Below are 15,830 nucleotides of genomic sequence, written 5' to 3' on the forward strand. Positions count from 1 at the left end.
TTACTCCCACCTCAATGTTAACGCTGTTACTAAACCCTAACATATTAACGTCGGTAACAGCGTTTTATTAAGGCGGTTTAACGGATTTTTTACCCCTTTATGACCGGATGGCCGCTGATGGTCAGCCGGGAGCCGGAATCATTGTGGATCAGGGAGGCGTGCGCCCCCAGCGCCAGGGTCACGGTTTGCTGCTCATGGCCAAAATCCAGGCCGGTGACGATCGGAATATCCAGCCGCGAGCGAACGAAGTCGACCATGGTTTCAAGGGTGTAACCCGCGTCATAGTCATTCGGCGCAGAGCCGCTGAAGCTGCCCAGCACTATCGCGGACTGACGCCCAAGAATGCCGGCATGATAAAGCTGCAGCAGCATGCGCTCGACGCGGAACGGATGTTCGTTAATATCTTCCAGCACCAGAATGCCGTTTTCGATGTGCGGCAGCCACGGCGTGCCGATAAGCGAGACCAGCATCGCCAGGTTGCCGCCCCAGAGCTGGCCTTCACATTCCCAGTGCGGTCCAAAGCCCCGCCACTCCACGCTGTAGGTGGGATTACGCAGCGCGCGCCAGAAATGCTCTACGGTGAACGCGTCCAGCTCCTGTGCGCCAAAGTTACCGGCCAGCATCGGGCCGCTGAAGGTGACAACGTTATGCAGGGCCAGCAGCCCAAGCTGGATGGCGGTAAAATCACTGTGGCCGCATATCAGCAGCGGATCCTGCTGCTGGCGCTGCGCCAGCCCCTGCCAGTCAATGCTCTCCAGCAGTCGGCTCGCGCCATATCCGCCGCGCACCGCCAGCACAATCCGGTTTTCACCCTTCAGGTTCACCAGGCTATTGATATCATTCAGCCTCTGCGCGTCGGTACCGGCAAAACGCTGCTGGCGGCGGGGGATAATTGTCTGATTTTCTACCCGATGGCCCGACTCCAGCAAACGCTGTACGCCCCGCTGCGCCGCCTCCTGGTTGATGCAGTAGCCCGACGGCGCGATGAGATGAAACTGAGACATGGCAATTCCTTGCTGAATGAGAAACTAATTGTCTATATCATGCCGCTTATACGCCGCCTGCTTCAAGAGGCGACGCACCGCGATGACCGGCTATAAGGATAGATGACGTGAAATTGAGATGGTTTGCTTTTTTGATTGTGCTGCTTGCTGGCTGTAGTTCAAAACATGATTATCAAAACCCACCCTGGAACCCGGAAGTGCCGGTGAAACGGGCCATGCAGTGGATGCCGATCAGTGAGCAAGCCGGGAAAGCCTGGGGCGTCAGTCCGCGCCTCATCACGGCGATCATTGCGGTGGAGTCCGGCGGTAACCCCACGCTCGTCAGCAAGTCCAACGCGGTGGGCCTGATGCAGCTTAAAGCCTCAACGGCGGGGAAAGAGGTTTACCGCTACATGGGCTGGAGCGGCCAGCCGTCCACCAGCGAGCTGAAGAACCCGGAACGCAACATTTCCATGGGCACGGCCTATCTGAGCATCATGGAACACGGCGTGCTGAAGGGGATTAAGGATCCGGAGGTGATGCAGTACGCGCTGGTGGTGTCTTACGTTAACGGTGCCGGCGCGTTGCTCAGAACCTTCTCCTCTGACCGCAAAGAGGCAATAGAAGAGATTAACGACATGGACAAAGATGAATTCTTTGAGCATGTGGCGAAAAATCACCCGGCACCGCAGGCGCCCCGTTATATCTGGAAAGTACAGAAAGCGATGGATGCCATGTAATGCCGTCGACGGGCGGCGGTCACGCTGCCCGATGTCTTTACAGGACTTTATTGGCGCGTTCCCGCGCTTCCCGCTCCAGAGAATAGATAATGCGCTGTAGCTCGCGCTCCGCACCTGGCCCGACGTTCAGGAAACGGAAGCTCAGACGCGGCGTGGTAATCGTTTCGTTCTTGCTGTCCACCACCGTGCGCTCGCTGATGGCAATCAGCTGTGCATCGAAGTAAAAGCGACCCCAGCCGCCCATATCCAGTTCAATTTGGGTGAAACGCATGCCTTCCACCAGCCCGTCCGGCTTCGGCGTATCCAGCAGCGCGCCCATGCCGCCCAGCGACAGGTCAAAGAGACGGAAGCGAATCTCTTTTTTGTCCGGCATTTTGGCCTTACAAAAATAGGCCGGATGAAGCGGGGCGCTAATGCGGAAATATTCACGCCGCTGGACAAACCACAGGTTGCCGGGAAGCGGAGTCACAAATGCAGGCAGCCCCTGATATTCGCTCATTTCCAGGCGCGGCAGAACAAACTCCACCTTAGCCCCATGGGTTTCGGCCATCACAGCAATATGCTCGGCTCTTAGGGCCGCGCGGTTTTCATACTCCTGACTGCCCAGGTCGACAATCAATCGCTCCTGCGAGACGTCAAGGATCTTGCTGATGAACTGATTATTCGACCAGCTAATGCGCAGCGGCACTTCGCCTTTTTGCAGGTCGCGTAATACCCCTAATACAGCCAGCGGATTTTGCTTGAGGAACTGCTCACTGTAATGACTCACGCCGGATGGCTCCTTGATAGATTGACAGACTGTCTTAGCGTTATCGGCAACCCGCAATGAAACTTAATACAAACCGGTGAGTTTTTTTGCCTGTTTTCGCAAAGATAAGTCGGTGAGAAAAAATGATTTTCATGCGATGACCTATACTTAGGTTAGCTGCGCAGAAGGTTTTCTGCGCACGCGTTAAACCTGTAAGAGGGCATCGCTATGGGTATCATCGCCTGGATTATCTTTGGTCTTATTGCTGGCGCTATCGCTAAACTGATCATGCCGGGAAACGATGGCGGCGGCTTTATTCTGACCTGCGTCCTCGGGGTCGTTGGTGCGGTTGTGGGCGGCTGGCTGGCGACGATGTTTGGCTTTGGAGGCAACATAAGTGGTTTCGACCTGCACAGTTTTCTGGTCGCTGTCGTGGGGGCCATTGTGGTGCTGGGCGTATTCAGGTTACTGCGACGAGCATAAATTGACGTAAACGGCTCTCTTCGGAGGGCCGTTTTTTTGCCTGAGTCTTGCTTTGTTAATCTAAATGATAATAATTGTCGTTCCGTATTGCATCTAACAACAAGACGACATTATGAATACCTCACGTTTTACGCTTTGCGCCCTGGCAGGCGCCGTCACGCTCGCTTTGCATGTCCCGGCCTTCGCCGAAGAATCCACCATTGTCGTCACGGGCTCAGAGCAGGGCAGCGCGCTGCCGGCCTGGACGAACAGCGCCACGAAATCGGCCGTTGCTGAAAGTAAAACGCCGCAGGTCATCACCACCGTCTCCGGGCCGGAAATTGAAAAGCGCCACGCGAATTCCGTGAATGAAATCCTGCGCTATGTCCCGGGCGTCTCGACCGAGGTGCGGGGCAATACCTCCTACATGAGCGAATATAAAATTCGTGGCTTTACCGTCGACCAGGAGTTCTATAACGGGCTACAGCTGCCCTATAACGTCACCGGCAATACCAAAGCCCGCATCGATCCGCTGTTGATTGACAGCGTTGATATCCTGAAAGGCCCCTCATCGGTGCTTTACGGCGGCGGGTCGCCGGGCGGGCTGGTGAATATTCAGAGTAAAAAACCGCAGCGGGAAGCGCGAACCGAAATCGGTTTTAACACCGGTAACCGCAGCCTGAAAGAGGGCTATCTCGACTCCACAGGGCCGATCGCCGATAGCGACTGGAACTACCGTCTGCTGGGTAAAGCCACGGAGAATGACGATCAGCCGCATACCACCCGGTATGAAAACTATCTGGTTGCCCCGTCCGTCACCTGGCAACCCGACAGCAAAACCCGCCTCACCCTGGATGCAATAGCGCAGAACTCGCCGAGCCTGACGCCGTCTAACCCGCTGCCGCTCGCGTACCTGCGTTCGAAATACGCGGGCAAACGCGATTACGCCGGCGATGAGTGGAGCGGATTTAAGCAGCGCCAGTGGATGCTGGGCTACAGCTTTGAACACGAGTTCGACAGCGGCTGGGGCTTTAACCAGAAGGCGCGCTATTTCGACGTCGACACGCATCAGCGCAGCGTTTATGCAACGGGCGCCGGGAGTGAGGTTTATCAGCTCAACCGCTTTGCCTACACCACCGATGAAGATCTCAAGAGCTTCAACGTCGATAACCAGGTCACCAAAACCGTGGCGCTGGGCGACTGGAAACACCATCTGCTGGCCGGGTTTGACTATCAGAAGATGGACTCCCACTTCCACTATCGCTACGCGTCGGCGACGCCGGGCATGGATATGCGCCATCCTGACTATTCGCAAATCAGCGAAAGCGCGCTGGGGCTCTATACCGCCCAGAAAAACCGTCTGAGCTATCAGCAGAACGGCTATTACCTGCAGGACCAGGTGGAATGGGGAGGCCTCAACCTGCTGGGCAGCCTGCGCTACGACGATTACCGCTCCGTCACCACCAACTACCTGCAAAACGGCGATAAGGCCTGGGTATCACAGGATCGCGTCACCAAACGCCTGGGCGCGCTTTACGCCTTCGATAACGGGATTTCACCGTTTATCAGCTATTCGGAAGGTTTTGCGCCGGTGTCCCCGCAGGGCACGCTCGTGGCGAAAGAGGTCAAACCGACCACCAGCAAGCAGGTGGAAGGCGGGGTAAAATATCTGCTGGCCGACTACGCCACCACCTTTACCGCCTCGGTGTTTAACATCCGGCAGAAAAACGTTGTCACCTCCGATCCGGGGTTCCTGAACTATCGTCAGACCGGGGAAGTGGAATCCAAAGGCGCGGAACTGTCCGCCATCAGCCGTCCGACGGACAACCTGACGCTGATTGCCAACTATGCCTACACCCATGCGATCAATACGCAAGATGACAAGTACAAAGGTAAACGCCCAACGCAGGTTCCGGAGAATGCCTTCAACCTCTGGGGGGACTACACCTTCGAGAACACGCCGCTGAAGGGGCTGATGCTGGGGGCGGGCGCGCGCTACACCGGCCCGATGGAAATTTCTCCGGCCAACGATGCGGGGAAACTGGGCGGCACCACCCAGTACGATCTGGCGGCGTCGTATCGGATGGGCGAAATTCTGCCTTCGCTGGCGGGACTGACCCTTAAGGCGAGCATGCAGAACATCACTAATAAAGAGACGCTGACCTGCTACGACGCAACCAACTGCTGGATTGGGCGTGACAGGACGTATCAGCTAGGGGCGAGCTACAGCTTCTGACTGCCCGGCGGCGCTGCGCTTACCGGGCCTACAAATCCAACGTAGGCCGGGTAAGGCGCAGCCGCCACCCGGCAATACTCACCTACTGCGCCGTCGCCTTCACCGGCGTCGCCTCATCATTCGCTGCAGGCCGATTTTCCGGCACGCTGTCGCACGGTTTCTCTTTCGGGCAGACCCGATCCAGCATCTTCAGCGTCACGCCGTTGCTCCAGCCGAAGCCGTCCTGTAGCGGGTACTCGCCGCCGCCGCCGCCCGTACCGGTTGTCGACACGTCATATTTCTCAACCAGTTTCTTCTCGCGGTCGTAAGTGTGCTGCACGTTCTTCAGGAAGCGCCAGGTGACATCCATTGAGACCTTCTCTTGCCCGTAATTCTGCAGACCTTCCGCAGCCACCCACTGCAGCGGGGCCCAGCCGTTTGGCGCATCCCACTGCTGGCCGCTGTTGACGGTGGTGGTCGCTATTCCGCCCGGCTGCAGCAGGCGTGAGGACGTCGCTGCGGCGACTTTATCGGCGCGATCCTGCGCTGCCGCCTTCACGTAAAGCGGGAACAGGGCCGCAGCGGTGAGCTGATTGCGCACCTTCTTGCTCTTCAGATCGTAATCGGCGTACCAGCCTTCTTTATCATTCCAGAGGTGGCTCTCGATGGCTTTCTGACGGGCGGCGGCCAGCGCCTCGTATCTGCTTGCGCTGGCGGCGTCACCGCTCTCCTGGCCTGCCCGCGCCAGCAGTTTTTCCATTTTGAACATCAGGGCGTTAAGGTCCACGGGCACGATGCTGGTCGTCCGGATGGTGCCAAGCTTTTGCGGATCGTCCATCCAGCGGGAGCTAAAGTCCCACCCCGAGGCCGCGGCGGAACGCAGGTCGCGGTAGATCTCGGTCGCGGGACGGTTAGGGTTGCTTTTGGCGGTATTCACGTCGTCAAGCCAGGACTCCGGGCGCGGTGTATCGCGATCGTCCCAGTAGCGATTGAGCACCGAGCCGTCATCCAGCTTCACCACGCGCTGGTTTGCCTGCCCTGGCTGAAGCGAATCCACGCCCTCCATCCAGTAGGCGTACTCTTTTTCCATCTGCGGGCGATATTTCTTCAGCGCGTCGCCGTCGTGCGTCGCCAGCAGTTCCACCATCATGGAGAAAAACGGCGGCTGGGAGCGGCTCAGGTAGTAGCTGCGGTTGCCGTTGGGAATGTGGCCGAAGGTGTCGATCTCGTAGGCGAAGTTATCCACCATATCGCTGATTTTATCCCAGTGGCCGCTCTCCGCCAGGCCCAGCATGGTGAAATAGCTGTCCCAGTAGTACACCTCGCGGAAGCGTCCGCCGGGCACAACGTAAGGCTTCGGTAACGGCAGCAGGGAATCCCATTTATTACTGGCCTTATCGGTGGTGCGCGTCAGTACGGGCCAGAGGTCGTCAATATGCTCGCGTAAACTTTGTCCTGCGGGCGGAACATATTTCTCGCCTTCCGCAGGCAGCGTGAAGTTCATCTCGACAAAGTGGCGCAGATCGAAGCTGGACTGGGTATGCTGCATCCGGTAATCCGCCAGAATCATCAGCGGATCGCTTTTGGGGACGGCATCAGCGAAGGTTTTCTGATCGGGAAACAGCTTGGCACTTTGCACATCACTAAACAGAGGGCCAAGTAAAATATCGGGGGAATTCTTCTGAAACGCAGGCTGTTCATCAGCATAACTTAATGTCGTCGCACCGAGCAGCGCGCCTCCCAGCGCGAGGTGCAAAAGAGCAGGGCGTAAAGTACGAGGTGTTAACATCTGTTCGTCTCCTGTATTCGCTGAGCAGCGTAACCGCTGTTATCAATCACCTGAAAACCTTAGACGAATATCGACCGCTTCGCGTGTTCAATATCCCATTTTGCGCAGAACCAGACAATTTACCGCTTCGCCCGTCCAGTCTGTTTGGGAGGAATTTGTTGTGTAAATGGAATTAAAAGAATTATACCGTTAAATAATCATATATATTTCACGTTAAAATATAAATATCACCAATGAAAAAAGAGTGTGAGGTGGGTGGTCTTTATTCCCTTCATTACTGCAGCTTTTCTCTGCGCCGATCACACAAGTTAAAAATCATAATTACGTTGTGAAAAAACAGAATAGTACCGCTGAGGGTATTTTGTGGAAATGGCTGGGCTCTATATTTGGGTATTCACTTTTATAATCAGGATGGATTCTATGCAATTAAAGAAAACGGTAATTCTGATAAGCGCATTCTACTCCGGCGCACTTTTTGCAGCACAACCCTCAATGAACGTGGAAGAAAAGCTGGCGCAACTGGAAGCGCAAATTCAGGAGCTTAAACAGCAGCAGGCCGCCGCAGCGCAGGCGGCGCCAGCGGTAGTGGTGCAGTCGGAAGAGCCGGTGAGCAAAACCGCTCCGCCAAAACTGACGCTCTCAGGGTATGGTGATATTAAATTTTATGGTGATGTCGAATTTAATATGGATGCCGCCAGTAAAACAGGTAGCCTCACGTCTGTTAAGCAAAGTGCTAATAGCGACTGGGCGCCGGGAGATAAAGAGCGCTGGGATATTAACGGGCGTATTTTATTAGGCTTTGACGGCTATCGTAAAATGGATAACGGCAATTTTGCCGGGTTCTCCGTCCAGCCGCTCGGCGACCTCGCCGGGAAAATGTATCTGGATGATGCGGTATTTTTCTTCGGCACCGAGAATGACTGGGAAATTAAAGTCGGACGCTTTGAGGCCTATGACATGTTCCCGCTCAATCAGGATACGTTTGTGGAATACTCCGGGAATACCGCAGACGATCTTTACAGCGACGGCTATGGCTATATCTATATGCTGAAAGAGGGGCGTGGGCGAGCCGACAGCGGGGGCAACTTCCTGATGAGCAAGACGCTGGATAACTGGTATTTTGAGCTGAATACCCTGCTCAAAGACGGCAGCGATTTGTATGTCGACCAGCGTTATCACGGTGCTGAACTTGAGAACGACAAAAATGTAGCCTACGTGCGCCCGGTCATCTCGTGGCAAAACGGGCCGTTTTCCAGCGCGGTTGCCATGGAGACCAACCTGGTCAACAACGCCTATGGCTATCGCGACGCCGCCGGGCGATGGGTAGATCAATCCGATCGCACCGGCTACGGGTTCACGATGACTTGGGACGGGCTCAAAACCGATCCGGAGGATGGGGTGGTCGTGAATCTCAACACGGCTTATCTGGACGCAACGGGCGAAACCGACTTTACCTCAGGCATCAATGCCCTCTGGCGTAATTTTGAGCTGGGCTATATCTACGCCCATAACGAAATCGACGAGTTTAATACCTCAACCTTTGACGCCGAGTGTGAAAACGACTGCTGGATAACCGACCCGGGCGAGTATGACATCCATACAATTCATACCTCGTACCTGATCCCGAACGTCATGAAGATGAAAAACTTCAACATCTATCTGGGCGCGTATGCGTCATGGGTCAATGCATCCCCGAAAGAGGGCGACAATAAAAACGACGATCGCTACGGTGGCCGCGTGCGCTTTAAATACTACTTCTGATGCCAGCCAGCCGGTCAGACCTCTTCCGGGGTCTGGCTGGCTTCCCTCAGCGTGCCCGGCGCATGCCCAATAATACGCTTAAATGCCCGGCTAAACGCCGCCAGAGAGCCGTAGCCCAGCCGCAGGGCGACGGTTTCAATCGGCTGATTTTCATGACGAATATACTGAATCGCCAGCCGCATTCTGAGCTCGCTGAGATATTTTGCCGGCGTCGTCCCCGTCGCGGCCAGAAACCGTTCGGCGAACACGGAGCGCGACGTGCCCGCTTCTTTTGCCAGATCCGCCACGCTCCAGTTCAGGCCAGGCTGCTGGTGCATGGCGTAAATGGCCCGGCTCAGGCGCGGATCGCGCAGGACCTGCACCCAGCCGGTGGCCTTACCACAGCCGCCTTCAACCCAGCCGCGCACGATTAACGCCGCCACCACGTCGGCCAGCCGCGCAAGTATCCCGGCATACCCGGCCTGACGCGCCGCGGATTCCCGCTCCATCGCCGCCAGCAGCGGATGAATTTCCGGCCAGGTGGACATCAGCCGGCTGACCATCATCACCTCCGGCATCGCCTTGATCAGCGGCTGCATTCCGCCGAGTTCAAAATCCATGCATCCGCTAAAGATGAGGGTGTTCTCGCTTTCCGGGCAGGGCTCGCAGGTGATGGCACAGACCGAGCTGCAGATCGGCTCGCTCGGGAAGGCATTGACAGGAGTAATGGTTGCCTGCTCGTCAGAGAGCAGGGCATGGGAATTCCCGCCGGGAATAAAGAGGGCGTCACCGCCGCCCAGTTCGAACGTCGCGCCGCTCTCCATTCGCAGCAGGGCGCTGCCGTGGCTCACAAAATGGAACTGCGCCTTGCCCGGCGCCTGATGGAACGCGACGCCAAACGGCGCGCTGGCTTCGATTCGCCGATATTTCACGCCTGACAGGCGCATGCCGCGTAAAAGTTCGCTGATGAGATCGGGGGACTGTACGGACATGGCGCAACTCCGGACGAATAATCAATAAGTGGAGATTATATGTCATAGATCGTCCAGGGTGAACCTTCTATGCTTTTGCGACAGTTGTCACATTTTTATAACGGGATAAAAACAGATGAATTCATGTGTCGCGGCGAGCGAGGCGTTAACGCCTGCAAAACCCGCCTGGCGGGCCGTCTATTCCCTGGGGCTGGGGGTGTTTGGTTTAATTACGGCAGAGTTTCTGCCCGCCAGTCTGTTAACGCCGATGGCCGCGAGCCTGGGCGTCAGTGAGGGAATGGCCGGACAGGCCGTCACCGCCACCGCGCTGGTGGCGCTGGTAACCGGGCTGCTGATAACGCCTGCGACCAAAAGCATCGACCGCCGCTGGGTGCTGATGTTTTTCTCGGTGCTGCAAATCATCTCCAGCCTGCTGGTGGCTTTTGCGCCCAACCTGCACGTCCTGCTGATGGGGCGCCTGCTGCTGGGGGTCGCCATCGGGGGATTCTGGGCGATGTCGACGGCCACGACGATGCGCCTGGTTCCGGCGGATAAAGTGCCGAAGGCGCTGGCGGTGATCTTTTCCAGCGTATCGATTGCCACGGTGGTCGCCGCGCCGCTGGGGAGCTATCTGGGCAGCCTTATCGGCTGGCGCAACGTGTTTATCCTCTGCATTCTGCCGAGCATGCTGGCGCTGCTGTGGCAGCTCTGGGTCCTGCCGTCCATGAAGCCGGAGAGCAGCGGCAGCCTGAGCACGCTGTTCCGCGTGCTGCGTCGCCCGGGGATGATCGGCGGCATGCTGGCGACCATCCTGATCTTCAGCGGCCATTTCGCCTTCTTTACCTACCTGCGCCCGTTCCTGGAAACGGTGGGGCAGGCGAGCGTGGAGACCATTTCGCTGATCCTGCTGGGCTTTGGGCTTGCTAACTTTGTCGGCACCTCCATTGCCGGGCATCTGCTGGCCCGTAATCTGCGCCTGACGTTAGCCCTCGTGCCGTTCGGCATGGGCGTACTCGCGCTGATGATGGTGGCGTTTGGTCATCTGGCGATGCTGGACGGGCTGCTTGTCGCCCTGTGGGGCTTTGCGTTTGGTCTGGTTCCGGTGGGCTGGTCAACCTGGCTTGCAACCACCGTTCCGGATGAAGCCGAGAGTGCGGGGGGACTGCTGGTGGCGTCCATTCAGCTGGCGATAAGCGCCGGTGCGGCCGGGGGCGGGGCGGTATTTGACCTCAGCGGCGCAAGCGGCGTGTTCGCGGGCAGCGGTTTCCTGCTGGTAACGGCGATGGTGATTGTGTTTATGGGTGTGAAGGTGAAAGCGGAGTAATGTTTTGCCGGGTGCGCGTTCGCGCCACCCGGCTTCAGGCTTACAGCCCTCTCTTATCCATCAGCACCGCCAGATCCACCAGGCGGTTAGAGAAGCCCCACTCGTTGTCGTACCACGCCAGGATCTTCACCATGTTCCCGCCAATGACCAGCGTAGAAAGCCCGTCGATAATCGAGGAGCGCGGGTCGCCCTGGTAATCGCTGGAGACCAGCGGCTCATCGCTATAGCCGAGGATGCCCTTCAGGGGCCCGCTGGCGGCAGCCTGACGGAACGCGTCATTCACCTCGTCGGCGGTGACGTTACGGCTCAGGGTGACCGTTAAGTCGACAATCGACACCACCGGCACCGGCACGCGCAGGGAGTACCCGGTCAGCTTGCCGTCCAGAGAGGGGATCACTTTGCCCAGCGCTTTTGCCGCGCCGCTGGAGTAGGGCACAATCGACAGCGCCGCCGCGCGCGCGCCGCGCAGATCTTTTTCCGGCTGATCGTGCAGCGCCTGGCTGTTGGTGTAGGCGTGGGTGGTATTCATCAGGCCATGCTCAATCCCGAACTGCTGATGCAGCACCTGCGCGGCCGGAGCCAGTCCGTTCGTGGTGCAGCTCCCGTTGCTCACCACCGCGTGGCGGGCGGGATCGTACTGGTCATGGTTGACGCCCATCACAATCGTCAGGTCGTCGTTCTTCCCGGGGGCGGAAATGATGACGCGCTTAGCGCCGCCGCGGGTGATATGCACCGCCGCTTTTTCCCGCTCGGTAAAGAAGCCGGTGGCCTCAATCACCACGTCAACGCCGACGTCACGCCACGGGATATTCGCCGGGTCGCGTTCGCTAAACACCGCAATCCGCTGTCCGTCTACCTGCAGCGCGCCGTCTGTCGCTTCGACCGGTGCGGGCAATTTACCCAGAAGGGAATCATGCTTCAGCAGGTGGGCGAGGGTTTTACTGTCCGTCAGATCGTTAATGGCCACAATCTGCAGATCCGGGTTACCCAGCGCCGCGCGCAGGAAATTACGTCCGATACGGCCGAAACCGTTAATACCGACCTTAACCATGGTGCACTCCTTATCTCTGTTGTCTGGAGTCACTGTAGGCGTCTGGCCGGTTGGCGTAAACGACAAAAAAGGATCAGATTACGCCATCTTGCGGCAGTGGAAGCGCTGGCGGTACTCGCCGGGGGTGAGGTGAAGCTGCTTCTCAAAGATGCGTCGCAAATTAATGCTGGTGCCAAATCCGCTTTGCTCCGCCACGCGCTCAAGGGGATCTTGCGTCTGCTCAAGCAGCTGGCGGGCGGCGGCCAGACGCGCTTCGGTTACGTAGCGGGCCGGAGAGACGCCCGCGTCGCGGGTAAACACGCGGGTGAAATTGCGCGGGCTCATCGCCGCTTTCCCGGCAAGATTTTCCACGCACAGGTCTGCGGTAAGGTTCTGCAGGATAAAGCGCTGCACCTCGCTTATCGGACCTGATGTGTCCGGCTGCTGCAGGCTGTAGCGGCTGAACTGCAGCTGGCCGCCGGGACGGCGCAGGTACATCACCATATCCTGCGCCACGTCGCGGGCGAGGGTAAATCCGTAGTCGTCTTCCACCAGCGCCAGGGTCAGGTCGAACCCGGAGCTCACGCCGCCGGAGGTCCAGATGGGGCCATCCTGAATATACAGCGGACCGCCTTCGACGCGGATTGACGGGTACTCTGCCTGCATCGTCTCCAGCAGCCGCCAGTGGGTCGTTGCGCGCCGCCCGTCCAGCAGGCCGGTCTGGGCCAGCAGCATCGCGCCGCCGCAGATAGAGGCGACGCGCCGGGCGTGCGGTGCAGCGAGGTGCAGCCAGTCCACCACCGCCGTGCTCTCCTGCTCGTTCATCCCGCGTCCGGTGATGATAATGGTGTCCAGCGGCTCGCGCGGATCCAGCTCCGGCAGGCGGTAATCCGCCAGCAGGTTAAGGCCGGACTGGCCGTGGATCACCTGGTGAGGCTGCGTAGTGGCGATGATAATCCGGTAGCGGGGCTGCGCAAGCCCTTCCGGATGCAGCCGGTTGGCCTGCATCAGAATGTCGGCGATACCGGCGGCCTCAAACAGCATGCCGCCGTCGGGAACGATAATCAGGATCTTCTTCATGTCCTGAAAAGTACCTTTATCACAGAATAAGTCAAGCGGCGCGTGCGCCTCTGTTTCTGGCAAAGCAAAGCGATTTAAGTTCTTTGTTATTTCAGGCGTTATCCCCGATCGTCAGGGGCACTGTCTCTGGCGAAACGGCGTCTGAAGGAATGGGTCAACGAAGCTCTCTCTATTTACATCCGCAACAGCGCGAACGCATCCGCCACCTCGCATCGGGCTTTTTATGGCGGAGCGAACTGCCCACGTGGCTGTTAATCATCACTATTTATGCAGGCTGGTTTGCCGCGCTGGCGTTCTGGCAAACGCTTGGCCTGCTGCCCGCCACGCTGCTGCTGATCGGATTTACCGCCTGGTATATGTCCCTGCAGCATGAGCTGATCCACGGGCACCCCACGCGTTTTGCCTGGCTCAACCAGCTTTTCGGCACGCTTCCGCTGGCGGTCTGGTATCCGTATGGCCTGTACCGGGACTCCCATCTCGCCCATCATCGGCACCATAGCCTGACCCATCCGGTGGATGATCCGGAGTCGTACTATTTTACCGACGAGAGCTGGGCGCGTTTTTCCGCGTGGCAGAAACGCGTCATTCACGCCCGAAACACCTTCCCCGGGCGGCTGATGCTGGCGCCGCTGCTGGATATCCTTCAGACGCTGGGCAGCGCCGCGGCGGCATTTCGCCATCTACGCCTGCGGGCCATGTGCATGTGGCTGGTTCACGGGCTGCTGCTGGCGGCGCTCTTCGCCTGGATGACGCATACCGGTTTTTCACCCGTCTGGTTCGTGCTGGCGGTCAGCTATCCGGCGCTGGCGCTGACCAAGGTCCGCTCCTTTTTCGAACATCGCGCGGCGGACGATCCGCTCGCGCGCTCCGTCATTAACGAGGCCGGGCTGTTCTGGCGGGTACTGTTTTTAAATCTCAACTACCATTCAGTTCATCACGATTTACCCGGCGTTCCGTGGTACGGGCTGAAGGCGATCTACCAGCAAAATCGGGAGGCGTACCAGCTGCGCAACCACGGTTTTCTCGTCAGGGGCTACGGTGAGTGGCTGCGTCAGTTCTGGGTCAGGCCCGTCGACGTCACCGTTCATCCCGGAAAGCAACAGGGGGAGGGGTATGAATAATCTGCTGGCGTTTCCCATGTACGCGGTGGATCGCGCCGACACCCGCGCGCTCTGGCTGGCGGTTAAGGGGTTACTGGCCGCGCGGGGCGTGTCCGTCGACGGCGACCCCGGCTGGCCGGAATCTGACCTGCTGGCCCACTGGCAGCAGCCTGGGCTTGTCCTCAGCCAGACATGCGGCTACCCGCTGGTCACGCAGCTCCCGGACGTGCAGGTGGTCGGCTGTTTTCACTATCTGGCACCGGGCTGCGAAGGGTTCCGGTACCGCAGCTTTCTGGCGGTGCGCGAGGAGGATCGGCACCTCACGCTGGCGGATTTTCGCGGCCGTCGGGCGGTCTGTAACTCTCCTGACTCGCAGTCCGGCTACAATGCGCTGCGAAAAAAAGTCGCGCCTCTGGCGGCTGACGGTCCGTTTTTCGCGCAAACGTCCTTTAGCGGCAGCCATCGCCGGTCGCTGATTGACGTCAAACGCGGGGCGGGGGATATCGCGGCCATCGACTGCGTCACCTGGGCGCTGCTGCAGCGCCACGAGCCGGAACGGCTTGCGGGGCTGGCGGTCATTGACCATACGCCATTGACGCCGGGACTGCCGCTGATCACGTCGTCTAATACACATCCTGACATGCTTAACGCCCTTCGCGATGCGCTTCACGCGCTGGTGAGCTCGCCGGAACACCGGGCCGTCTGCGACGCGGTGCTCATCAACGGCTTTAGCGCGGTGACGCGTCAGGCCTACGCCTCATTGCTGGCGTGATAAATCTCCCGCGCGTCGTTAAAACAGCGCAGCGCCAGGGAGGAGACCGGTTTCTGCCTGCGCATAATCAGGCCGACAGGCGCGTCAATGTTCGCGTCGGCGATGGGGATAATCCTGAAATGGCTGTTCAGATCCTCCAGGCCGTTGTTCAGGGGCATGACGGCGCAGCACACGCCGCTCTGCACTGCCTGAATGATCTGGAACGTGGAGTCGCTCTCGAAAACGGAGGTTGGTTCAATGCCTGCCGCGTTAAGGCTGGCCTCCACGTGGGCCCGGTAGTGCATCCCTTTGGTCAGAAATCCCAGCGGAAAATCCGTCAGGTCCTGCCAGGTCAAGCTCTCCCGAGCGAGCCGGAAGTGGCGAGTGTCGTGCAGCAGGCCCATCTTCGTTTTGGGAAGCTGGATAATATCGAACAGGCTGGTGTCGACGCTGTTGAGATAGCAAATGCCCAGCTCCAGCTGATTGCGGCTGACGCCGTCGGCAATCTGCGCCGAGGACATGGCGTAGAGGCTGTAGGTCAGCTCCGGGTATTTTTGCGTCAGCAGGCGAATAAAAATCATCGGATCGACGCTCGCCAGCGGCACCATCCCCAGACGGAGTTCGCCCACCACCTGGCCTTTGCACAGCGCGGCCTCCGCCTGTAGCCCGTCGTGCGCCGCCAGCAGAGCGCGCGCCCACGCGAGGATGCGCTCTCCCTCCGGCGTAAACCCTTCAAAGCGCTGCCCGCGCGCAATCAGCACCAGCCCCAGCTCCTCTTCCAGGCTGCGGATGCGCATGGAGAGGGTCGGCTGGGTGATGTTACACTGCGAGGCCGCCTTGCCAAAATGGCGGGTCTCGTCGAGCGCGATTAAATATTTTAACTGTTTAATATCCATC

14 protein-coding genes are annotated in these 15,830 nt (G+C 58.5%); 7 read left to right on the plus strand and 7 right to left on the minus strand.

The genetic code is table 11. The features are described from left to right. Positions 1-89 precede the first annotated feature (89 nt). A complete protein-coding gene (gene ldcA / locus L6R44_RS00945) occupies positions 90-1,004 on the minus strand; it encodes a muramoyltetrapeptide carboxypeptidase (protein WP_237422934.1) in 915 nt (304 codons plus the stop codon). 107 nt (positions 1,005-1,111) lie between these two features. Here ldcA and emtA point away from each other — a divergent pair, with 107 nt between their 5' ends. After that, positions 1,112-1,723 (plus strand): membrane-bound lytic murein transglycosylase EmtA, encoded by a 612-nt coding sequence (gene emtA, locus L6R44_RS00950; protein ID WP_032641181.1) that lies wholly within the window; start codon positions 1,112-1,114, stop codon positions 1,721-1,723. A 37-nt stretch (positions 1,724-1,760) separates the two neighbouring features. Here the strand turns inward: emtA and ycgR are convergent, their stop codons facing one another. Next, positions 1,761-2,492: a flagellar brake protein YcgR gene (ycgR, locus tag L6R44_RS00955; RefSeq protein ID WP_032641179.1), complete on the minus strand. Its 732-nt coding sequence runs from the start codon at positions 2,490-2,492 to the stop codon at positions 1,761-1,763. 207 nt (positions 2,493-2,699) lie between these two features. Between ycgR and L6R44_RS00960 the strand changes: the two genes are divergently transcribed. Both L6R44_RS00960 and L6R44_RS00965 read left to right on the plus strand, forming a co-directional pair. Beyond that, positions 2,700-2,954: a GlsB/YeaQ/YmgE family stress response membrane protein gene (locus L6R44_RS00960; RefSeq protein ID WP_023293926.1), complete on the plus strand. Its 255-nt coding sequence runs from the start codon at positions 2,700-2,702 to the stop codon at positions 2,952-2,954. 112 nt (positions 2,955-3,066) lie between these two features. Then, complete coding sequence (locus tag L6R44_RS00965) at positions 3,067-5,169, plus strand: TonB-dependent siderophore receptor (RefSeq protein ID WP_237422935.1); 2,103 nt, start codon at positions 3,067-3,069, stop codon at positions 5,167-5,169. An 82-nt stretch (positions 5,170-5,251) separates the two neighbouring features. Here L6R44_RS00965 and L6R44_RS00970 read toward each other — a convergent pair whose 3' ends face one another. After that, positions 5,252-6,937, minus strand: coding sequence for an alpha,alpha-trehalase (locus L6R44_RS00970; protein ID WP_237422936.1), 1,686 nt, complete (start codon positions 6,935-6,937; stop codon positions 5,252-5,254). 420 nt (positions 6,938-7,357) lie between these two features. On the opposite strand from L6R44_RS00970, the gene L6R44_RS00975 reads away from it, so the two are divergent. Continuing rightward, entirely contained in the window at positions 7,358-8,698 is a 1,341-nt protein-coding gene (locus tag L6R44_RS00975) for a carbohydrate porin (protein ID WP_237422937.1), read from the plus strand. Positions 8,699-8,712: 14 nt separating this feature from the next. Here the strand turns inward: L6R44_RS00975 and L6R44_RS00980 are convergent, their stop codons facing one another. Next, positions 8,713-9,669 carry an AraC family transcriptional regulator gene (locus L6R44_RS00980; RefSeq protein ID WP_077064189.1) on the minus strand — a complete coding sequence of 319 codons (957 nt, stop codon included), beginning with the start codon at positions 9,667-9,669 and terminating at the stop codon, positions 8,713-8,715. Between the two features lie 115 nt (positions 9,670-9,784). Between L6R44_RS00980 and L6R44_RS00985 the strand changes: the two genes are divergently transcribed. Then, positions 9,785-10,972 carry an MFS transporter gene (locus L6R44_RS00985; protein WP_237422938.1) on the plus strand — a complete coding sequence of 396 codons (1,188 nt, stop codon included), beginning with the start codon at positions 9,785-9,787 and terminating at the stop codon, positions 10,970-10,972. 40 nt (positions 10,973-11,012) lie between these two features. Here L6R44_RS00985 and gap read toward each other — a convergent pair whose 3' ends face one another. Then, entirely contained in the window at positions 11,013-12,023 is a 1,011-nt protein-coding gene (gap, locus tag L6R44_RS00990) for a type I glyceraldehyde-3-phosphate dehydrogenase (protein WP_237422939.1), read from the minus strand. Between the two features lie 78 nt (positions 12,024-12,101). After that, on the minus strand, positions 12,102-13,082 hold the full coding sequence (locus L6R44_RS00995; RefSeq protein ID WP_237422940.1) for a GlxA family transcriptional regulator: 981 nt from the start codon (positions 13,080-13,082) through the stop codon (positions 12,102-12,104). 149 nt (positions 13,083-13,231) lie between these two features. On the opposite strand from L6R44_RS00995, the gene L6R44_RS01000 reads away from it, so the two are divergent. Together L6R44_RS01000 and L6R44_RS01005 are read left to right on the plus strand one after the other, a co-directional pair. After that, on the plus strand, positions 13,232-14,203 hold the full coding sequence (locus tag L6R44_RS01000) for a fatty acid desaturase (protein WP_237422941.1): 972 nt from the start codon (positions 13,232-13,234) through the stop codon (positions 14,201-14,203). Further along, the gene (locus L6R44_RS01005; RefSeq protein WP_237422942.1) at positions 14,196-14,954 is read left to right on the plus strand and encodes a phosphate/phosphite/phosphonate ABC transporter substrate-binding protein; all 759 of its coding nucleotides are present in this window, start codon (positions 14,196-14,198) and stop codon (positions 14,952-14,954) included. Before L6R44_RS01000 ends, L6R44_RS01005 begins: the two co-directional genes overlap by 8 nt. On the opposite strand, the gene L6R44_RS01010 is transcribed toward L6R44_RS01005, so the two are convergent. Continuing rightward, entirely contained in the window at positions 14,933-15,829 is an 897-nt protein-coding gene (locus tag L6R44_RS01010; protein WP_237422943.1) for a LysR family transcriptional regulator, read from the minus strand. The genes L6R44_RS01005 and L6R44_RS01010 overlap by 22 nt on opposite strands. Position 15,830: the final 1 nt, after the last annotated feature.

This window comes from Enterobacter cloacae complex sp. ECC445 (assembly GCF_021892025.1).
Lineage (GTDB): Bacteria > Pseudomonadota > Gammaproteobacteria > Enterobacterales > Enterobacteriaceae > Enterobacter > Enterobacter chengduensis.